This is a genomic window from Polaromonas sp. CT11-55 (assembly GCF_047303325.1).
In the GTDB taxonomy this organism is placed as follows: domain Bacteria; phylum Pseudomonadota; class Gammaproteobacteria; order Burkholderiales; family Burkholderiaceae_C; genus Polaromonas.
In genome coordinates, this window is the sequence record NZ_JBKBEX010000022.1 from 60,757 (window position 1) to 80,327 (window position 19,571).

Annotated in this window: 24 protein-coding genes; 13 read left to right on the forward strand and 11 right to left on the reverse strand. The window is 65.9% G+C overall.

Annotation, left to right across the window (positions count from 1 at the left end; translation table 11 throughout):
• The first annotated feature begins 99 nt into the window (after nt 1-99).
• From glnK to ACEN8I_RS18260, 8 genes are all read left to right on the forward strand, one after another.
• Nucleotides 100-438, forward strand: coding sequence for a P-II family nitrogen regulator (gene glnK / locus ACEN8I_RS18225; protein ID WP_007873831.1), 339 nt, complete (start codon nt 100-102; stop codon nt 436-438).
• Nucleotides 439-474: 36 nt separating this feature from the next.
• Nucleotides 475-2,031, forward strand: coding sequence for an ammonium transporter (locus tag ACEN8I_RS18230; protein ID WP_413329986.1), 1,557 nt, complete (start codon nt 475-477; stop codon nt 2,029-2,031).
• 154 nt (nt 2,032-2,185) lie between these two features.
• Nucleotides 2,186-3,100, forward strand: a complete 915-nt coding sequence (locus tag ACEN8I_RS18235; RefSeq protein ID WP_413329987.1) for an SMP-30/gluconolactonase/LRE family protein — start codon at nt 2,186-2,188, stop codon at nt 3,098-3,100.
• Between the two features lie 80 nt (nt 3,101-3,180).
• Entirely contained in the window at nt 3,181-4,275 is a 1,095-nt protein-coding gene (glcE, locus tag ACEN8I_RS18240; protein ID WP_413329988.1) for a glycolate oxidase subunit GlcE, read from the forward strand.
• Nucleotides 4,276-4,282: 7 nt separating this feature from the next.
• Nucleotides 4,283-5,053, forward strand: a complete 771-nt coding sequence (locus tag ACEN8I_RS18245) for a YoaK family protein (protein WP_413329989.1) — start codon at nt 4,283-4,285, stop codon at nt 5,051-5,053.
• A gap of 4 nt (nt 5,054-5,057) precedes the next feature.
• Nucleotides 5,058-6,302, forward strand: a complete 1,245-nt coding sequence (glcF, locus tag ACEN8I_RS18250; RefSeq protein ID WP_413329990.1) for a glycolate oxidase subunit GlcF — start codon at nt 5,058-5,060, stop codon at nt 6,300-6,302.
• Nucleotides 6,303-6,386: 84 nt separating this feature from the next.
• Entirely contained in the window at nt 6,387-6,761 is a 375-nt protein-coding gene (locus ACEN8I_RS18255; RefSeq protein WP_413329991.1) for a VOC family protein, read from the forward strand.
• 6 nt (nt 6,762-6,767) lie between these two features.
• Nucleotides 6,768-7,217: an EVE domain-containing protein gene (locus ACEN8I_RS18260; RefSeq protein ID WP_413329992.1), complete on the forward strand. Its 450-nt coding sequence runs from the start codon at nt 6,768-6,770 to the stop codon at nt 7,215-7,217.
• Between the two features lie 12 nt (nt 7,218-7,229).
• On the opposite strand, the gene ACEN8I_RS18265 is transcribed toward ACEN8I_RS18260, so the two are convergent.
• Nucleotides 7,230-7,697, reverse strand: a complete 468-nt coding sequence (locus tag ACEN8I_RS18265) for an Lrp/AsnC family transcriptional regulator (RefSeq protein ID WP_413329993.1) — start codon at nt 7,695-7,697, stop codon at nt 7,230-7,232.
• A gap of 146 nt (nt 7,698-7,843) precedes the next feature.
• Here ACEN8I_RS18265 and ACEN8I_RS18270 point away from each other — a divergent pair, with 146 nt between their 5' ends.
• Nucleotides 7,844-8,068 (forward strand): DUF6356 family protein, encoded by a 225-nt coding sequence (locus ACEN8I_RS18270; protein WP_074578601.1) that lies wholly within the window; start codon nt 7,844-7,846, stop codon nt 8,066-8,068.
• A gap of 70 nt (nt 8,069-8,138) precedes the next feature.
• Here ACEN8I_RS18270 and ACEN8I_RS18275 read toward each other — a convergent pair whose 3' ends face one another.
• The 4 genes from ACEN8I_RS18275 to ACEN8I_RS18290 all read right to left on the reverse strand — a co-directional run bounded on the left by ACEN8I_RS18275 (nt 8,139) and on the right by ACEN8I_RS18290 (nt 10,666).
• Nucleotides 8,139-8,669 (reverse strand): GNAT family N-acetyltransferase, encoded by a 531-nt coding sequence (locus ACEN8I_RS18275; protein ID WP_413329994.1) that lies wholly within the window; start codon nt 8,667-8,669, stop codon nt 8,139-8,141.
• A 5-nt stretch (nt 8,670-8,674) separates the two neighbouring features.
• Nucleotides 8,675-9,259: a helix-turn-helix domain-containing protein gene (locus ACEN8I_RS18280; RefSeq protein WP_413329995.1), complete on the reverse strand. Its 585-nt coding sequence runs from the start codon at nt 9,257-9,259 to the stop codon at nt 8,675-8,677.
• A gap of 57 nt (nt 9,260-9,316) precedes the next feature.
• Nucleotides 9,317-9,895 carry a GNAT family N-acetyltransferase gene (locus tag ACEN8I_RS18285; RefSeq protein ID WP_413329996.1) on the reverse strand — a complete coding sequence of 193 codons (579 nt, stop codon included), beginning with the start codon at nt 9,893-9,895 and terminating at the stop codon, nt 9,317-9,319.
• Nucleotides 9,896-9,970: 75 nt separating this feature from the next.
• Nucleotides 9,971-10,666, reverse strand: a complete 696-nt coding sequence (locus ACEN8I_RS18290) for a penicillin-insensitive murein endopeptidase (protein ID WP_413329997.1) — start codon at nt 10,664-10,666, stop codon at nt 9,971-9,973.
• Nucleotides 10,667-10,755: 89 nt separating this feature from the next.
• Between ACEN8I_RS18290 and ACEN8I_RS18295 the strand changes: the two genes are divergently transcribed.
• Entirely contained in the window at nt 10,756-11,448 is a 693-nt protein-coding gene (locus ACEN8I_RS18295) for a helix-turn-helix transcriptional regulator (RefSeq protein ID WP_413329998.1), read from the forward strand.
• Nucleotides 11,449-11,471: 23 nt separating this feature from the next.
• Here ACEN8I_RS18295 and ACEN8I_RS18300 read toward each other — a convergent pair whose 3' ends face one another.
• From ACEN8I_RS18300 to lplT, 3 genes are read right to left on the reverse strand one after another with little or no spacing between them, the layout of a single operon-like run.
• Complete coding sequence (locus tag ACEN8I_RS18300; protein ID WP_413329999.1) at nt 11,472-11,957, reverse strand: glutathione peroxidase; 486 nt, start codon at nt 11,955-11,957, stop codon at nt 11,472-11,474.
• 46 nt (nt 11,958-12,003) lie between these two features.
• A complete protein-coding gene (locus tag ACEN8I_RS18305) occupies nt 12,004-12,939 on the reverse strand; it encodes a DMT family transporter (RefSeq protein ID WP_413330000.1) in 936 nt (311 codons plus the stop codon).
• Entirely contained in the window at nt 12,939-14,219 is a 1,281-nt protein-coding gene (lplT, locus tag ACEN8I_RS18310; protein ID WP_413330001.1) for a lysophospholipid transporter LplT, read from the reverse strand. Before lplT ends, ACEN8I_RS18305 begins: the two co-directional genes overlap by 1 nt.
• A gap of 189 nt (nt 14,220-14,408) precedes the next feature.
• Here lplT and alr point away from each other — a divergent pair, with 189 nt between their 5' ends.
• The 3 genes from alr to ACEN8I_RS18325 are packed head-to-tail and all read left to right on the forward strand — an operon-like array spanning nt 14,409 to nt 16,487.
• Entirely contained in the window at nt 14,409-15,503 is a 1,095-nt protein-coding gene (alr, locus tag ACEN8I_RS18315; RefSeq protein ID WP_413330002.1) for an alanine racemase, read from the forward strand.
• A gap of 45 nt (nt 15,504-15,548) precedes the next feature.
• Entirely contained in the window at nt 15,549-16,010 is a 462-nt protein-coding gene (locus tag ACEN8I_RS18320; RefSeq protein WP_413330003.1) for an RDD family protein, read from the forward strand.
• 6 nt (nt 16,011-16,016) lie between these two features.
• Entirely contained in the window at nt 16,017-16,487 is a 471-nt protein-coding gene (locus ACEN8I_RS18325) for an N-acetyltransferase family protein (protein WP_413330004.1), read from the forward strand.
• A gap of 18 nt (nt 16,488-16,505) precedes the next feature.
• Here ACEN8I_RS18325 and ACEN8I_RS18330 read toward each other — a convergent pair whose 3' ends face one another.
• The 3 genes from ACEN8I_RS18330 to ACEN8I_RS18340 all read right to left on the reverse strand — a co-directional run bounded on the left by ACEN8I_RS18330 (nt 16,506) and on the right by ACEN8I_RS18340 (nt 19,484).
• Nucleotides 16,506-17,399, reverse strand: a complete 894-nt coding sequence (locus tag ACEN8I_RS18330) for an NAD(P)-dependent oxidoreductase (protein ID WP_413330005.1) — start codon at nt 17,397-17,399, stop codon at nt 16,506-16,508.
• A gap of 40 nt (nt 17,400-17,439) precedes the next feature.
• Nucleotides 17,440-18,414 (reverse strand): 2-dehydropantoate 2-reductase, encoded by a 975-nt coding sequence (locus ACEN8I_RS18335; RefSeq protein WP_413330020.1) that lies wholly within the window; start codon nt 18,412-18,414, stop codon nt 17,440-17,442.
• A gap of 83 nt (nt 18,415-18,497) precedes the next feature.
• Entirely contained in the window at nt 18,498-19,484 is a 987-nt protein-coding gene (locus ACEN8I_RS18340; RefSeq protein WP_007873854.1) for a Bug family tripartite tricarboxylate transporter substrate binding protein, read from the reverse strand.
• Nucleotides 19,485-19,571: the final 87 nt, after the last annotated feature.

Sequence of the window (19,571 nt, forward strand, 5' to 3'; positions counted from 1 at the left end):
CTCAGAGCGCCTGATCTTTACGCCCACAAAAACCGTAAAGCAGCTGGAGTGGCGCACCGAGGGGCCGCTTCTTTATTCATCCTTGGAGGAAACCTGAACATGAAACTCGTAACGGCCATCATCAAACCGTTCAAGCTGGACGAAGTGCGGGAAGCGCTGTCCGGTATTGGCGTGCAAGGCATCACGGTCACTGAAGTCAAGGGCTTCGGGCGCCAGAAAGGCCACACCGAGCTGTACCGCGGCGCGGAATATGTCGTCGACTTCTTGCCCAAGGTCAAGATCGAGGCGGCTGTCTCCGACGACCTGGTGGACCGCGTGATCGAAGCGGTCGAGGGCGCGGCCCGCACCGGCAAGATCGGCGACGGCAAGGTCTTTGTTTACAACCTCGAGCAGGTCGTGCGCATACGCACCGGTGAAACCGGCAAGGAAGCGCTGTAAGGCTCAATCCACACAAAACGAGAAGAGAACATCGACATGAAAAAACTACTTGCTTCCCTTGTATTGGGACTGAGCCTGCTGACGACAGGCGCCGTCATGGCACAAGCACCGGCCGCCGCGCCCGCCGCTTCGGCAGCCGAAGCCAAACCGGCTGAAGCGGCCGCTTCCGCCGCGCCAGCAGCCTCGGCTGCCGCCGCCCCGGCCGCTGCCGCAGCGGCTTCCGCGCCTGCAGCGGCCGCCTCCGCAGCGCCGGCGCCTGTTCCCAACAAGGGCGACACCGCCTGGATGATGGTCTCCACGCTGCTGGTCATCATGATGACCGTGCCCGGCCTGGCGCTGTTCTACGGCGGCCTGGTCCGCAGCAAGAACATGCTGTCGGTGCTGATGCAGGTCATGGTCACCTTCTCGATGATCGTGGTGCTGTGGTTCATCTACGGCTACAGCCTGGCCTTCACCGAGGGCAACGCTTTCTTCGGCGGCTTCGACCGGCTCTTCATGAAGGGCATCTGGGACAACGTCGCGGGCACTTTCGCCAACGGCGCGACCTTCAGCAAGGGTGTCGTGATCCCCGAGATCGTGTTCGCCGCCTTCCAGGCCACGTTTGCCGGCATCACCTGCACGCTGATCGTCGGCGCCTTCGCCGAACGTATCAAGTTCTCCGCCGTGCTGCTGTTCATGGCCATCTGGTTCACCTTCAGCTATGCGCCTATCGCCCACATGGTCTGGTTCTGGATGGGCCCTGACGCTTACACCGGCAAGGAAGTGGTCGATGCGATGAACGGCAAGGCCGGCTACATCTGGCAAATGGGCGCCCTGGACTTCGCGGGCGGTACCGTGGTGCACATCAACGCCGCCGTTGCCGGCCTGGTCGGTGCCTTCTGCATCGGCAAGCGCATCGGCTACGGCAAGGAAGCCATGGCGCCTCACAGCCTGACCCTGACCATGGTCGGCGCCGCGCTGCTGTGGGTGGGCTGGTTCGGCTTCAACGCCGGCTCTGCCCTGGAAGCCAACGGTTTCGCCGCCCTGGCCTTTATGAACACCCTGGGCGCCACGGCAGCCGCCGTGCTGGCCTGGTGCGTCGGTGAAGCGCTGATGCGCGGCAAGGCCTCCATGCTGGGCGCCGCATCCGGCGCCGTCGCCGGCCTGGTGGCCATCACCCCCGCAGCCGGCAACGTCGGCATCGGCGGCGGCCTGGTCATCGGCCTGGTCGCCGGCTTCGCCTGCCTCTGGGGCGTGAACGGCCTGAAGAAACTGCTGGGCGCCGACGACTCGCTGGACGTGTTCGGCGTGCACGGCGTGGGCGGTATCCTGGGCGCATTGCTCACCGGTGTGTTCAACTCGCCGGCACTCGGCGGCCCAAGCGCCGTGGGCGACTGGGTGACCGCTGCGGCTGTGACGCCCGACGCTTATTCCATCGCCAGCCAGCTCTGGATCCAGGCCAAGGCCGTGCTGATCACCATCGTCTGGTCCGGTGTGGTGTCCTTCATCGCCTACAAGGTGGTGGATCTGACCATCGGCCTGCGTGTCAGCGAAGAAGACGAGCGCGAAGGCCTGGACATCACGTCCCACGGCGAAACCGCTTACAACCGCTGATGCGGCGGACGGGCCGCCTTGGAGGCGGCCCGGTCCCACCCGATATTTACTGAGAGTCTCCTTTGGATGTTCAGCCCGCCGGTGCAAACCGGTGGGCTGTTTTTTTTGGGGGCGTTACAGTGACGGCTGTCCACACCCACGCGAAGGCCCCCTCATGACCTGGCAAACCCTTGCTGCACCGCCCAGCGGACTCGGCGAATCCCCGTTCTGGCATCCCGACGAGCAGATGCTGTACTGGATAGACATTCCCGGCAGGCAGCTGCACCGCTGCAACGTCTTCATGGGCACGGTGCAAAGCTGGGCCATGCCCTCCGAGCCCGGCAGCATCGCGCCGGCGCGCAGCGGGGGCCTGGTGGTCGCGCTGCGCGACGGCATTTACCGCGCGAAAGAGTGGGGCGGTGAACTGCGCCAGCTCATGCGGGCCGACCACGACACGGCGACCACGCGCTTTAACGACGGCAAGGCCGACCCGATGGGGCGCTTCTGGGCCGGCACCATGTACGAGCCGCGCGACAAGTCCACGGCCGAGCTGTTCTCGCTGGACTGCCGTGGCGGCCGCGCCCCCGTGGTCGAGCGCAAGGTGGGCGACGCCATCATCTCCAACGGCCTGGCCTGGTCGCCTGACGCCGCCACGGTCTACTGGTCCGACACGCCGCGCCATATCATTCGTGCCTGGAACTGGGACGCCGAGCGCAACCTCATGACCGAGCCCCGCGTGTTTGCGCAGTGGCCCGGCAAACCCGAAGGCTGGCAGCCGGGCATGGCCGGCTACGGCGGGCGGCCCGACGGCGCCGCGGTGGACCGCGAGGGCAATTACTACGTCGCGATGTTTGAGGGCGGGCGCATGCTCAAGCTCTCGCCCGCCGGTGCGCTGCTGGCCGAGTTTGCCGTGCCGGCGCGCTGCCCCACCATGCCCTGCTTCGGCGGCGACGACCTCAAAACCCTGTACCTTACGACCGCGCGCTATAACCGGCCCGCGCAGGAACTGCAGGACTTCCCCGATTCGGGCTGTGTGTTTTCCATGCAGGTCGAGGTGCCCGGCCTGCCGGTCAATTTCTTCCAGGACTGACTTGCGGCTTGGCCGCCCCCAAAAAACCGAACAAGCCGCGTTCAAAAAAATCAAACCAGCACGGGCGGGCGCCGCTTACCATGGTGGCAATGACTGCAGACACCGACATCAGCGCCGCGCTGGCCGAGCGCGTGCGCGTTGCCGCGGCCGCCGGCACGCCACTGCGCCTGCGTGGCGGCGGCAGCAAGGACTTTTACGGCCAGGCCCTCACGGGCGAGATCCTCGATATGCGGCCGCACAGCGGCATCACCAGTTATGAGCCGAGCGAACTTGTGGTCACCGCGCGCGCCGGCACGCCGCTGGCCGAACTCGAGGCGCTGCTGGCTGCCCAAGGCCAGTGCCTGCCCTTTGAGCCGCCGCACTTTGCCGGCGCGGGCGGCGGTGCCACCGTGGGCGGCATGGTGGCCAGCGGCCTGAGCGGTCCGGCGCGTGCCGGCGTGGGCGCCGTGCGCGACTACATGCTGGGCGTGGTGCTGCTCAACGGCAAGGGCGAACGCCTGGTCTTCGGCGGCCAGGTCATGAAGAATGTGGCCGGCTACGACGTCTCGCGCCTGATGGCCGGCTCGTTGGGTACCCTGGGCGTGCTGCTGGAGGTCTCGCTCAAAGTCCTGCCGGTCGCGCCGCAAGAGGCCACGCTGGTCTTTGACATGGATGAGGCCGCGGCTTTGCAACAACTCAACCGCTGGGGCGCAATGCCCTTGCCCGTCAACGCCTCCTGCTGGCGAGAGGGCCGCCTGTGGGTGCGGCTGCGCGGCGCGAAAGCCGCTGTCGCCGCCGCGCAAAAATCCATGGGCGGAGAAATTCTGGACGGCGACGCGGCCCGCCATTGGACTGCGCTGCGCGAGCAGGCCCAGCCCTTCTTTGCCTTGCAAGGCGATGAATCGCTGTGGCGGCTCAGCCTGCCCGACACGGCGCCGCCGCTTGGGCTGGGCGAGACGCTGGTGGAGTGGGGTGGCGCGCAGCGTTGGGTGAAGCGGCATGACGGTGACGCGGGGCTCATCCGTGAAGCGGCGGCACAAGCTTCAGGCCATGCCACTTTGTTCCGCTCGGCCGGCAAATCCGTGCCGGTGTTCTCCGCGCTCAAGCCGCCGCTGGACCGCATACACCGCGAACTCAAAAAGCAATTCGACCCGGCCGGGGTGTTCAACCCCGGCCGCCTCTACGCGAACTGGTAAACAAGCCATGCGACGCCTTCGCCACCTGACCGGGCAGCACCGCACGCCCTATATGAACCGCCTGCTGGGCGGCTTGCTGGCTTTCAACGCCGGCGCCATCAATGCCGGCGGTTTTCTGGTGGTCGGCATGTACACCTCGCACATGACGGGCTTCGCCTCGCTGCTGGCCGACAACCTGGTGCTGGGCCACATGGCGCTGGTGCTGGGCGCCGTCGGGGCCTTGCTGGCCTTCACCACCGGCGCCGCCGTGACCGCCGTGCTGGTGAACTGGGCGCGCCAGCATCACCTGCGCAGCGAATATGCGCTGCCCCTGCTGCTGGAGGCCGTGCTGATGCTGCTGTTCGGCCTGCTGGGCGCGACGCTGAACCGCCAGACCCCTTTTGCCGTGCCGCTGACCGTGCTGGTGCTGGCCTTCACCATGGGCTTGCAGAACGCGCTGGTCAGCAAAATCTCGTCCTCGCAGATTCGCACCACCCATATGACCGGCGTGATCACCGACCTGGGCATAGAGCTCGGCAAGATGTTTTACTGGAACCATACGGCCAGCCCGCCCGAATCCCGCGTGCGCGCCAACCGTATCAAGCTGCGGCTGTTCGGCACCTTGCTGGCGATGTTCATCGCCGGCGGCGTGGTGGGCGCGGCCGGCTTCAAGTACATCGGTTTTATCTGGGTCGTGCCGCTGGCGCTGATGCTGCTGGCTTTGTCCCTGCCGCCCCTGTATGCGGACTTCCGGCGTGTGCGCCGCCGCAGGGCGCTGGCACTGAAAGAGGCGCGCTGACCTTATGCAAACCCATCTTTCCCCCGAATTCAAGAACAGTGCTGAGGGCCGCGAGGCCGAAGCCATACTGCGCAAATGTGTGCACTGCGGCTTTTGCACCGCCACCTGCCCGACTTACCAGCTGCTGGGCGACGAACTCGACGGCCCGCGCGGCCGCATCTACCTGATCAAGCAGGTGCTCGAGGGCGAGGCGCCCACACGCAAGACCCAGCTGCACCTGGACCGGTGCCTCACCTGCCGCAACTGCGAAAGCACCTGCCCAAGCGGCGTCGAGTACGGCCACCTGGTCGACATAGGCCGCAAGCTGGTCGACGAGCGCGTGCCGCGCCCGGCCGGCGAGAAGGCCTTGCGCTGGGCCTTGAAAGAGGGCCTGCCCTCGCCGCTGTTCGCGCCCGCCATGAAGGCCGGCCAGGCCGTGCGCGGCCTGCTGCCCGCAGCCCTTCAAAGCAAGGTGCCGAAAAAGCAGGACGCGGGAGCCTGGCCGCAACGCACGCATGCGCGCAAGATGCTGATGCTCGAAGGCTGCGTGCAGCCGGCCATGATGCCCAATATCAATGCCGCGACGGCGCGCGTGCTGGACGCCGCGGGCATTGAAACCGTGCTAGCGCCCAAGGCCGGCTGCTGCGGCGCCGTCAAATTCCACCTCAACGACCAGGAAGGCGGCAAGGACCAGATGCGGCGCAACATTGACGCCTGGTGGCCGCATGTGGCGGCGGGTGAGGGTGGTGAGGGCGGCGGCGTGGAAGCCGTCGTCATGAACGCCTCGGGCTGCGGCGTCACCGTCAAGGACTACGGCCACCTGCTCAAGGGCGACCCTGCCTACGCAGCCAAGGCCGCGCGCATCAGCGAACTCACGCGCGACCTCAGCGAGCTGATGCCCGAGCTGGTGGGCGAACTGCAGGGCAAGGTCAAGGCCCAAGCCGGCGCGCTGGTGTTTCACCCGCCCTGCACCCTGCAGCACGGCCAGCAGCTGCGCGGCGGGGTGGAGACGCTGATGGGCGCCCTCGGCTTCAAGGTGACGTTGGCCACCGCCGAATCCCATCTGTGCTGCGGCTCGGCCGGTACCTACTCGGTGCTCAACCCGGAGATCGCCTGCCAGCTGCGCGACCGCAAGCTGGGCAACCTGCAGGCCTCGGCGCCCGACACCATCATCTCGGCCAATATCGGCTGCATCACGCATTTACAAAGCGGTACGGCGACGCCGGTGCGGCATTGGGTGGAAGTTCTGGACGACGCGCTGGCCCCCTAACCGTCCGGGCAAGGCTACTGACATGACGTTGTCAGTAGCAGGTCCGCATCATCAAGGCTTCTTCAACACACAAGGAGCCTTCCCATGAAAAACGCCGTCACCTGGTTTGAAATCCCCAGCACCCAGCTGGACAAAGCCCAGGCCTTTTACGAAGCCGTGCTCGAGTGCAAGATGCGCCGCGAGCCCATGGGCCCGTCGGAAGGCGCGGTGTTTCCCTATGAGCGCGAGGAGGGTGTGGGCGGCGCACTGTTGGCCGGTCCCACCGCGCCGGCGCCGGCATCGAATGGAACCCTGATTTACCTGGACGCCTCGCCCTCGCTGGACGCCGCATTGGCGCGCGCCGTCAAGGCCGGCGGCAAGATCGCGCTGCCGCGCCAGGCCCTGCCCCCCGGCCTGGGATTTTTCGCCCACATCACCGACCTGGACGGCAACCGCGTCGGCCTGCACGCGCTGGCCTGAGCCGCGATGAGCCGCAAGAACTGGATAGCGGTCGCCAGCGCCGAGCATGCGCGGCGCGGGTGCGCGACGCCGGACACCGGCTACATGCAGGTCTGCCACGGCAAGTGCGCGCCGCTCAAGCGCATGTCGGCCGGCGATCGTGTGGCCTACTACTCGCCCGCGCTGACCATGGGCGGCAAGGACAAACTCCAGCGCTTTGTGTCCATAGGCCTGGTGCGGGCCGGCGAGCCCTACGCCTTCGACATGGGCGGCGGTTTTGTGCCTTTTCGCCGTGACGTGGCCTATGTAGCCGCGCAGGAAGCGTCCATACTGCCGCTGCTCGATGATTTCGAGTTTGTGGAGGACCGCCAGCGCTGGGGCTACAAGTTCCGTTTCGGCCTGTTCGACATCAGCGACCACGACATGCGGCTGATCGCGCAGGCCATGCGGGCCGATGGCTCGATGCTGGGGTTTTAAAGCGCCGGTCCTTCAAGCCTGGAGCGCGTAATCCGTGGGGAGGGCGGTGGTGTGCTTGACCACCTCCATCACAAAGCCCGAACTCACGTCCTGCAGCTCGGCGACTTTGATCAGGCGCTTGTACACGCTGTCGTAACCGGCAATGTCGGGCACTACCACCTTGAGCAGGTAGTCGATGTCTCCCGTCATCCGGTAGACCTCCACCACCTCGCGGATGGCGACGATGCCTTTGATGAAACGCTGGGTCCAGGCATCGTTGTGCAGGCTCGCGCGGATGCTCACGAAAGCGGTCAGGCCCAGATTGAGCTTGACCGGATCGCACAGGGTGACTTGCTGCCTGATGACGCCTTCGTCGCGCAGCTTCTGGATGCGCCGCCAGCAAGGTGTCGGTGAAAGGCTGACGGCCTGCGCCAGATCATTGAGCCCCATCGAGGCATCGTCTTGCAGCAGTTCCAGAATCCGGATGTCTTTTTTGTCCATACAGCAATATTATTAGAAATTAATTCTAATTATGAGGAGATTTCTAGCCGAATTTGCAACTTATTTTCCGATCTGCAGGCCTATGATCCTTTCCATGCATTGGTGCATGGCGGGGGCGAAAACCCCGAAAACACACGGATACGACCATGGAAAAAATTCTCCAGCTGTTCAAGGAACACCCTGACTCCGTAGGGGAGAGTTATTTCGAGCACATGTCCGCCTCCTTTTCATTTGCCGTGCCGCTGCTGTCGGCGGCCATCGCCGCGTTTATCCATGGTGTTTTCCCCTTCTTCTTCGTCAGGACGGGAAGCCGCATCGTCACGCGCCTGCATGAGCGCATGGTGGTTCATCGCGCCGCTAAAAAAGCCTGAAAACAGCGGCGCACGCGCCGCGGGGCCTTGTGCCTGCCGCAGGCAGGCCAACAGCCCGCAACAACTTCCGTCAGGCCAGCTCGCGGTAAAACACCGTCGTGCCCACCAGCCCGCCGCGCGGCAGCAGCGCGTAGCCGGGAATCACGCCGACACGCTGCCAGCCCAGGCGCTGGTACAGGCGCTCGCCGTTGTCGCCGGTGACGGTGTCCAGCACCAGCAGCGTCTTGCCGCAGTCGCGCGCCATGGATTCGGCGGCCCGCATCAGGGCCTCGCCCAGGCCCTGGCGGCGGCGGCGGCGATGCACCAGCATCTTGGCCAGGTCGGCGCGGTGCGGCTGGTTTTCGGGCTGGGCCAGTACCAGCTGCACCGTGCCGCAAATGCCTTGACCATCCTCGGCCACCAGCAGCGCGCGTTCGCCCGTCGCCACGCCTTCGGCCACGCCGCGCCAGAAGGCCTGGGCGCGGTCGCGCGGCAGCGGGTGCATAAAACTCACCGAGGCGTCGCCTTCCACGCAGTCGATCAGCACGTCGGCGAGTTCGTTTATCTGCGCTTCGTTCACTTCATGCAGGCGCCGCAGCGACCAGGGTGGGGTGTTCGTCATGGTGTTCATGCGGGTTCAGTGGCGATCACCACCGCATAGCGCGCGAGTTTTCGCGTCGGGTTGTGGAACATCGTGGGCTGGTCCAGTTGCATGGCCAGGCAGTCGCCTTCGCGCAACTGGTGGCGTGCCTCGCCCACGGTGATGTCAATCGCGCCTTCGAGCACCCAGACTTGCTGGTGCACACGCGCGTCGCGCGCGCCGGTCTCAAAGGCCACGCGCCCGCCCGGTGGGAAATGGACTTCGACGATCTGCATGGGCTGCGCAATGCCGGGCGGCGAGATGTTGCGCCGCAAATAGCCAGAGGCCGGATCCTGCCATTGAACCTGGTCCGCATGGCGCGCCACAGGGCTGGCGGGCGCCTGGGCGGCGGGTGCGTCAAACAGCGAAGCCAGCATCACGCCCAGGCCGGTGGCCAGCCGCTCCAGCACCACGGCGGTGGGGCTGCTCTCGCCGCGCTCTATCAGCGAAATCATGGAGCGGCTCACACCGCTTTTGGCGGCCAGCGCTTCCAGCGACAGGGCTTTGGCGGCGCGCAGCTCGCGCACGCGTTCGGCGATGCGCTGGTTCAGGTCGGAAGCGGATTCTGTCATGATGGAATTTATTTTCCATCATATTGGAAGTGCTGTCCAGTCCGCGAGCAGGATCGCTCAGACAGGTTTGAGCCGCACCACGGGCCGTTGCGGCTTGCGGCGCGCGACCTCCTCAAAGCCGGCGTCGTCGTACATGGACTTGGCGCCGAACCACATGGCATCGTCATGCGAACGGCCGGGCTTGTCCACGGGGTAGGCCTCCAGCAGTGCTACGCCCTGCTTTTTGGCATAGGCAATCGCCCCGTCCAGCAGCGCCCGCGCGACACCCTGGCCGCGATGCTCCGAGGGCACGACAAAGCAGATGATGGACCAGACGGGCTTGTCATCGACAGGCTTCATTACCGGTGAGCGCTGGAGCTTGGCGTAGTCCTCGCGCGGCCCCAGCGACACCCAGCCGACGGGCAGCTTGCCGCGATAGCCGGTCAGGCCGGGCGGGGTGTCGCCGCAGGTGAGCTTCTTCAGGTCAGCGCGATTGGCCTGGGCCGCCGTGGTGCCCGCAGGCAAAGGCCCGCGGGCGCCGCTGCGGCGGTAGAACATGCACCAGCCGCCGCGCGCCACCGAACAGCCTTTGGCGTTGAACAGCGCTTCAAGATCAGGCCAGCGCTCGGGTGTGAGAGGCAGGACGGTGAGCTTCATGGGCGGGAAGAATGAGCCGGTGTTGGCACTATAGCCAAAGCGCCCGCCGGCAACGAGCCCTGGGAGCTTGGGCTCCTAGCCTGCGTCGGGTTTGCACGGAATGTCGAAGTCCACGTGGTAGTGCTCGTCATGGCGGACCCAGGGTTTGCCTTTCATGAAGTTCAGGTTTTCCTTCAGGTAGGCGCCGCGCGGCGTGGCGAACAGCCGGGGCAAAAACGGCGCATCAAAGATGACCAGTGCAATGCCCGCCCCGCGCGCCTTCGCGGCCATGTGCAACTGGTACAGGTGCTCGGCGATCGCGGGAAAGTCGATGCTGTATTCGCCATACCAGGCGTCAGCATCAAATTCCAGGTCGTAGCCGAAGCGGTTGCCGATGCTGGCCGGCAAGGGCACGGACTTTCCCTGCGCATTGCGGACTGGCACAAAGAAGTCCACGGACAGGCCGTTCTGGTGTGTACGGTGCGGCCGGAAACGCCCACCCGAAGGCCAACCCGTCTCGCCATAGACATAGGTGGTGGAAGGGCTGGCGGCCTGGAGCGCCGCGTAGGAGGCGGTGATGATGTCCGCGACCTTGGCATGCACATGCGTGCGCCCCGCCGTGGCCGCCAGGCTGCTGTAGGCCGTGAAGTTGAGGCCGCTGGTAGGCAGCTTGACGCTGCCTTCGATGCGACCCTTGCTGACGGTGCCGAAGCACTGGCTGTCGGTGGCAGCGAGGGCTTGGGTCGACAGCACCCTCAGGACGGCGGCGAACAGGAAGACAACTTTTTTCATTGTGTCTTTCACTATAAACGGCAGGCCGGAGGATTGACTGCATTGTTCGATGACTCTATCGCGGGGCGGTCCTCTATCATCCACACACCATGCGCCGCGCCGACCGCCTTTTCCATTTAGTCCAGCTGATTCGCGGCCGCCGCCTGAGCACCGCTGAGTTCCTGGCCAAGCGGCTGGAGGTGTCGGAACGCACCATTTACCGCGACGTGGCCGACCTGCAGCACCAGGGTGTGCCGATTGAGGGCGAGGCCGGCGTGGGTTACCGGCTGGGTGCGGGCTTTGACCTGCCGCCCTTGATGTTCACGCAAAAGGAAGCCAATGCGCTGGCCGCTTCGGTGCGCCTGGCCCAGGCCTGGCTGGACCCGGCCATGGCGGGCGATGCGGAAGCGGCCTGGAGCAAGATTTTTTCGGTGCTGCCGCCCACGGCGCGCGCGGCGGCCGAAGGTGTGCCGCTGTATGCGGTGGTGATCAATCCCGATGAGGCCACGCAGCGCAGCCTGCAGCGGCTGCGCGAGGCGGTGCATGCGCGCTGCAAGGTGGACGTGCGCTACCTCGATGCGGCCGGGCGCGAAAGCCGGCGTGTGCTGTGGCCGCTGGGCTGCTTTTACTGGGGCAGCGTCTGGACGCTGGGCGCCTGGTGTGAGACCCGGCAGGACTTTCGCAGTTTTCGTGTGGACCGCATGGCAGAGATCGACGTGCTGGACGAGCGCGTGGGCCACGAGGCGGGCCGCACGCTGGCGGATTATTTGCGCACCGTCAAAGCCGGCCCCAAGCCTCCCTGATGCGTCGCCCGGGTGGTGCTTGCTCAGGCAGCTAGCGCGGCCTCGATATCCTTGGCCAGGTCGGCGGGCTTGTCGGTGGGCGCATAGCGCCTGATCACCTTGCCGTCCTTGCCGACCAGGAACTTGGTGAAGTTCCACTTGATGGATTTGCTGCCCAGCAGGCCGGGCGCTTCGGCCGACAGCCATTTGTAGAGCGGGTGCGCGGCCGGGCCGTTGACGTCGATCTTGGACATCATTGGAAAACTCACGCCGTAGTTGACCTGGCAGAAGGACTCGATTTCGCCGTCGGCGCCCGGGTCCTGCGAGCCGAACTGGTTGCAGGGAAAACCCAGCACCGCCAGGCCCTCGCCCGCGTACTGCTTGTGCAGCTCTTCGAGGCCGCCGAACTGCGGCGTGAAGCCGCATTTGCTGGCGGTGTTGACGATCAGCATGACCTTGCCCTTGAACCCGGCCAGCGAAATGTCCTGGCCGTTGATCTGGCGTGCTTCGAAATCGTAGACGGTGCTCATGGTGTCTCCTGGTGCGGTTGTTACCGGCGTTGTCCCGGTTGCCGGCTCACTGCGATTCTGCACCGCCCGGCGCGGTTTGGGCGGGCGCCGATGGCGCCATGGCCGCCAGCAGCGCGGCCAGCACGATCAGGCTTCCGCCCAGCAGGATGCGCGGCGTGAGTTCGGCGGCGCCCAGCGCGGCCGAGGACAGGCTGGCGAACAGGATTTCGGTCAGCATCACGATGGCCGTGGTGCCGGCGGCCAGGCGCGCCGCGCCGTACTGCAAGCCGGCGTTGCTGACCATGAAAGCCAGCGCCAGCCCCAGCACCACCGGAATGCCCGCCAGCGCCAGTGCCGGTGCGGGCACCACGGCCTGCGACATGCCAAGCAATGCTACGCAGGCCGCCATCAGGCCGCTGCCGCCGAACATGGCCAGCATGCGCGATTCACCGAGCGTGTGCCTGGATTTGCGCAGCATGGCGTTGGTCAGCGCGAAGCTGAGGCCGCCCATGATGGCCAGCCAGTCGGCGCCGCCTTGCGGCACGGGCCAGGGAGAATCGGGTCCCTTGAGCACGATCAGCACGCCGGCCATGGCCAGCAGCAGGCGCAGCAGCGAGGCCGGCGTGGGTTTTTCGCCAAGCATGGCCCAGGCCACCAGCACCGACCAGGCCGGCATCAGGTAGAACAGCAGCACCACGCGCACCACGTCGCCCACGGTCACGGCCCAGTTGAAGCCGACGTTGGTCAAGCCCGCGCCCGCCGCCAGGAGCCACAGCTGCGGATGCGCGGCAAAGCCGCGCCAGGCTTTCGGCTGCAATACCAGCAGGCCGGCCACCACAATCGCGTAGACCAGCGCCGTGGCCCACAGCGGGTGCAGGCCGTGGGCCTGGAGCTGGCGCAGCGGCCACCAGGAAACGCCCCAGATGAAGGCATTCAGGGTGAGGGCGAGAACGGCTTTGGGCGTGCCGCCGCGCGCGGCGGCACCTGTTGCGTCGGCCAGCATCAGTGCGATTTATCGCTGCGGGCGATGTTCAGCAGGTGGTCGACCTGCTCTTTGTATTTGACGGTGTTGCTTTTGTGCCAGCGCTGGATCACCCACATAAAACCGGCCACCACGATGCCGAAGGCGGTGATCGCGCCGAAGGCCGACAGGCCCATACCGGTGGACAGGCTGTAGAAAGCGCCCAGGCTCAGGATACAGGCCTGTTCGTTGAAGTTCTGCACCGCGATGGAGCGGCCCGCGCCCATCAGGTTGTGGCCGCGGTGCTGCAGCAGCGCATTCATGGGCACGACCAGGAAGCCGCCCAGGCCGCCCAGCAGGATCAGGAAGGGCGCGGCCACCCAGACGCTGCCGATGAAATTCATCAACACGACCAGCAGGCCCATGGCAATGCCCAGCGGCATCACGCTGGTGGCCTGGTCCAGCCGCATACGCATGGAGGCCAGCACGGCACCCACGGCCGTGCCTATGGCCACCACGCCGACCAGCGAGGAGGCCTGCGAGGTGCTGTAGCCCAGGGCCGCGGCGCTCCAGGCCAGCACGATGTAGCGCAGGTTGCCGGAAACGCCCCAGAACAGGGTGGTGGTGGCCAGGGAGATCTGGCCCAGCTTGTCGCGCCACAGCGCCGAATTGCAGTTCCAGAAGTCGGGCAGCAGCTCAAGCTTGTTGCGCGGCATGGGCCGCATCTCGACGCCGGTGTCGGGGATGCGGGTGTTGAACCAGGCCGCGATGATGTACAGCAGGATCAGCACGGCGATCGCCGCTTCGGGCGCGGTGTCTATGCCGGTGTCGAAAACCGGGAAGTCAAACGACAGCAGCAGGGTGGACACCGTGTGGCCGACCAGCTGGCCGCCCAGCAGCACGCCCAGGATGATGGAGGAAATCGTCAGCCCCTCGATCCAGCCGTTGGCCTTGACGAGCTGCGAGGCCGGCAGCAGTTCGGTGAGGATGCCGTATTTGGCCGGGGAATAGGCGGCGGCGCCCAGCCCGACGATGGCATAGGCCAGCAGCGGGTGCGAGCCGAACAGCATCATGAGGCAGCCTATGACCTTGATCGCGTTGCTCACGAACATCACGTTGCCTTTGGGCCGCGCGTCGGCGAAAGCGCCCACAAAAGGCGCCAACACCACGTAAAACAGGGCAAACATGGGCACCAGCGCCGCCGGCTGCCACTTGGGCGCCCCGCTGGTCTTGAGCAGCTCCACGGCGGCCACAAACAGCGCGTTATCAGCCAGCGAGCTGAAAAACTGGGCCGCCATGATGGTGTAAAAACCGCGCTTCATTAAACTGTTGTGGTCATTGCGGCACTGCATCAGCCGATCTGATGCTGCAAGATATGGATGAATGTCTCCGGACGATTCCGGTTTATAGCATGGGGGGCGGTGCCAGAATGGAGAAAGACCTTAGAACCGGTTCACGGTCTCAACCGGGCCGTTGAGCCCGCCGCTCCACACCAACCCCTTCATCGCGCCATGCCACGTCCCATTCTTGCCACCATCCACACTACAGCACTTGCCCACAACCTGGGCGTTGCGCGCGCCGCCGCGCCCGACGCCAAGGTCTGGGCCGTCGTCAAGGCCAACGCCTACGGCCACGGCATCGAACGCGTCTTCGACGCACTGCGCAGCGCCGACGGTTTCGCGCTGCTGGACCTGGCCGAGGCGCAGCGCCTGCGCGCGCTCGACTGGCGCGGCCCCATCTTGCTGCTGGAGGGCTGTTTTGACGCGCGCGACCTGGAGCTGTGCTCGCGCCTGGGCCTGTGGCACTCGATCCACTGCAACGAGCAGATCGACATGCTGGCCGCCCACAAGACGCAGCTGCCGCACCGCGTGTTCCTCAAGATGAACTCGGGCATGAACCGCCTGGGCTTTCCACCCGAACGCTTCCGCGCCGCCTGGACGCGCCTCAATGCGCTGCCGCAGGTCGAGGAGATCACGCTGATGACGCATTTCTCCGACGCCGATGGTCCCAAGGGCATCAGCGCGGCGCTGCAGGCTTTCGACGCCGTCACGCACGACCTGCCCGGCGAGCGCACGCTGAGCAACAGCGCCGCCACGCTGCGCCACGGCGACGTACTGGCCGGCCGCTCCGACTGGGTGCGGCCCGGCATCCTGGTCTACGGCAGCGCGCCCGATTTCCCCGAACACACGGCGGCCGGCTGGGGTTTGCAGCCCACCATGACGCTGTCGTCGAAAATCATCGGCGTGCAGGACCTCAAGGCCGGCGACACCGTGGGCTACGGCTCGAGCTTCACCGCCGACGGCCCGCTGCGCATAGGCATCGTGGCCTGCGGTTACGCCGACGGCTACCCGCGCCACTGCAGCACCGGCACGCCCGTGCTGGTGAACGGCGTACGCACCCGCATGGTGGGCCGCGTCAGCATGGACATGATCACGGTGGACCTCACGCCTGTACCCGCCGCGGGCATGGGCAGCGAGGTGACCTTGTGGGGCCGCGCTACCGGCGGCGCTGTGCTGCCCATCGACGAAGTCGCGCAGGCCGGCGCCACCGTGGGCTATGAATTGATGTGCGCGCTTGCGCAGCGCGTGCCGGTGGTGGTGGATTAATTCAAGGAACGGGTGCACGTCCTGATCACGGGAGGCAAGAGCATCATGAATACATCGGAACTGGAATACGCGGGCTTCTGGATCCGCGTCTGGGCGTCCATCATCGACACCCTGCTGCTGGGCATCGTGGTGTACCCGCTGCTGACGGCGATTTACGGCGACGCCTACTGGGAGGGAACAAACTTCATCCACGGCCCCCTGGATTTCCTGATCTCCTGGGTGCTGCCCGCGGTGGCGGTGATCGCGTTCTGGGTGGCGCGCCAGGCCACGCCCGGCAAGATGGCGATCGCCGCGCGCATAGTTGACGCCGACACCGGCAACAACCCAAGCACCGGCCAGTTGCTGATCCGCTACCTCGGTTACTTTGTTTCCAGCATCCCGTTGGGCCTGGGCATTTTCTGGGTGGCTTTTGACTCTCGCAAGCAGGGCTGGCACGACAAGATGGCCGGCACGGTGGTGGTGAGCAAAAAATCCGGCACCACCCGGCCCGTGGAATTTAATGGCTGAGCATTGATGACATCTACCTGTCCCGTCACGATCCGCCCCATCGCCAAATCGGACTTTGTCGCCTGGCTCCCGCTCTGGGCCGGCTACAACCGTTTCTACGGCCGCTCCGGCCCGACCGCGCTGGCTGACGAGATCACCGCCATGACCTGGTCGCGGTTTTTTGATGCCTATGAGCCGGTGCACGCGCTGGTCGCCGAATCGGGGGACGGCGAGCTTGTCGGACTCACACATTACCTTTATCACCGCAGCACGACGCGCATAGTGCCGGTCTGCTACCTGCAGGATTTGTTCACCGCCGAATCGGTGCGCGGCCGCAGCGTCGGCAAGGCCTTGATCGAGGCCGTCTATGAAGAAGCCAAGGCGGCCGGTTGCGACCGGGTGTATTGGCAAACCCACGAAACCAACAGCACGGCCATGCGGCTGTACGACCAGGTGGCCGAGAAAACCGGCTTTGTGGTTTACGCCAAGGCGCTGTAGCCCGGCCTTGCCTTCAGCTTACTGCGGCGCGATCTTGGCGCCGGTCAATTTTTCCTGCGCCTTCACCAGCGCCGGAACAAATTCCTTGCCGTAGCCCAGCGCGCTGGCGGTCACCAGGCTTTGGTGCACGGCCTCGCCGACCAGGGACGGCACTTTCATGAGTTCGGCCAGATGGGTGTAGTAGCGCAAGTCCTTGCGCGCGTTGTCGAGCTCGAACTTGAGGCCGGCAAAATCGCCGCCCAGGGTCTTGGCCATGGCCTGGAACAAGCCCGAGTTCACCGCGCCGGCCGACACCACGTCGACCAGCTTTTGCGGCTCAATGCCAGCCAGCGCGCCCACGGCAAAGGCTTCGGCCGTAGCCGTGCAGATGGCCTGGGCAACGAAGTTGTTGAGCAGCTTGACCACATGGCCGGCGCTGGGGCCGCCCACGTGGAAGATGTTTTCGCAGTAAGCCGCGAGCACCGGGCGGATCCTGTCGAACACCGCCTGCTCGGCGCCCACCATGGTGTTGAGCTTGCCGAGTTCGGCCTCCACCGGCGTACGCGCCAGAGGCGCGTCCACCAGCGTGGCACCATGCTGCGCGCACAAAGCGGCCAGGCGCCGCGTGGATTCGGGCTCGCTGGTCGAGGTGTCGATCACGACCAGGCCGGCCCTGGCCTTGGACAGCACACCGTTGGGGCCCAGCAAGGTTTCTTCTACCTGGGGCGAACCGGTCACGCAAATCACGACGGCGTCGCAGGTGCCGAGTTCGGCCGGGCCGAACGCCTGTTTGGCGCCCGCGGCCAGCAGGTCGGCGACGCGCTCCCTGTTGCGATGCACGGTCAGGCTGACGGTGAAGCCTTTGGCCAGCAGGTTGCGCGCGATGCCGTGGCCCATCATGCCCGATGCGCCTATGACGCCTATGTGTTTCATGCTGTCTCCTGGAAAGTGGTGAATGAACAGGGAATGGATGTCAGTACAGGCCCTTGACCCGCGCCTGCAGCCGCGCCAGGCCCAGCAAGGCGTTGGTGGAGGGTGTGGGCACGGCCGTCAACTGGCCCAGTTCGCGCACGGCCGTCACCAGTGCGTCCAGTTCCACGGGTTTGCCGGCCTCCACGTCCTGCAGCATGGATGTCTTGAAGGCGCCCAGCTTGCGTGTGATGACGTGGCGCTCCTCCGGGGTCTGGTTGATGGGGATGCCTATGCGCGCGCCGATTTCCTTGGCCTCCAGCATGATGCTGTGGGTAAAGGCGGTCACGAGTTCGTCGTCGAGCACGCGGTCCATGGTTGCGCCGGTCAGCGCGCTGATCGGGTTGGCGGTCATATTGCCCCAGAGCTTGAACCAGATGTCTTTCTGGATCTGGTCCGACACCGGGGCTTCGAAGCCGGCTTTTTCGAGCAGCGCGGCCAGTTGCCGCACGCGGGCGGTTTTTTCGCCCGAAGGCTCGCCGATGATGAGCTTGTTGCCGAAGTGATGGTGCACCTGGCCGGGCTCGTCGAGCGAGCAGCTTGCATGCACCACGCAGCCGACGATGTGTTTGGCGGGGATCGCCTCGGCGATCTCGCCCGCCGGGTCCACGGAGCTCAGGCGCTTGCCGGCCAGCGCGCCGCCAAAGCCCTGCAAAAACCACCAGGGCACGCCGTTCATGGCGGTCAGCACCAGGGTGTCGGGGCCCAGCAGCGGCGCGATCTGGCGCGCGACTTCGGGCAGCGAGGGTGCCTTGATGGCCAGCACGACCATGTCCTGCACACCGAGTTCGGCCGGCCGGGCGCTGGAGGCTACGGCCTGCGAGCTGACTGTGCCGCCCTGGTTGAGCCTGAGGCCGTGCAGCTGCAAGGCCTCGAGTGTGCCGCCGCGCGCCACCACGCTGACGCTGCAGCCGGCGCGCGCCAGCCCCATGCCTATCCAGCCGCCTATGGCGCCCGCGCCGTAAATACAAACCTTCATGCTGTTGCCCATGGTTCTCTTGATCACAAAAAAACTGCCGCCCGGCGTAAAGGGCGGCGCCTGCTCACCATCGGGGGAAGGGCTTAGCCTTCCGGCGTAAAGCCCACAGCTTTGACCAAGGGGCCCCACAGCTCGGTGTCGGCCTTGAGCATGGCGGCCAGCTGGGCCGGCGAGGTGGGTGCCGGCTCCAGGAAGGACACGGCCAGCCCGTCGATCACGTCCTGAGAGGCCAGCGCGCCGCGTATGCCGGCGTTCAGGCGCTGCACCACATCCTGCGGCGCCTTGGCCGGCAGGAAAAAGCCAAACCATTCGGTGAAGGCCATGTCCTTGAAGCCCTGCTCCACGAGTGTGGGCGTGTTCGGCGTGAAGCGGCTGCGTTTGGGGCCGCTGGTGGAAAGCAGGCGGCATTTGCCGGCCGCCACATGCTGGGTGAATTCGCCTGTGGGGCCCGACACGGCGGCGATCTGCCCGCCCACCATATCCAGCACCGCGGGCTGGGTGCCGCGGAAGGCGACATGGCGCAGGTCGACATTGCCGGCACGGCCCAGCAGCGCGCCTATGAAATGCGGCGAGGAGCCGGCCGCCGGCGAGCCGAAGTTGGCCTGGCCGGGGTTGGCTTTGCACCAGGCGAGGAAGTCGGGCACGGTCTTGACGCTGGCCGGCACCATGGGGCCGACGGCAAAGCCGTAGTCAAAAATCGCCGCGGCCGAGACCGGGGTCAGGTCGGCCACCGGGTCGTAGGGCAGCTTCTTGTAAGTGTGCGGGTAGATGCCCAGCATGGACATGGGCGTGAGCAGCACCGTCGCGCCGTCGGGCGCGGCCGTCTTGACGAACTGCACGGCGATCTGCCCACCCGCGCCGGTCTTGTTCTCGACCACCGCGCTTTTGGCATAGCCGGGGTGCAGCTTGTCGGCCACGCGGCGCGAGACGATGTCGGCGGTGCCGCCGGGCGCGAAGCCGGCGATGACCTTGGTGCTGTCAAGGGCCTGGGCCCAGGCCTGCCGGCCTATGCCGGCGAGCAGGGCAGCGGCGCTGGAAGACTGTATGAGCTGGCGGCGCGAAATGTTCATGGTGCTGTGTCCTCAAGAAATCGATGGGGCGGGTCGGCGGGAAATACACAAAGAGCGAAAAGCCATTGTCTGTGCAAGCGCGCAATT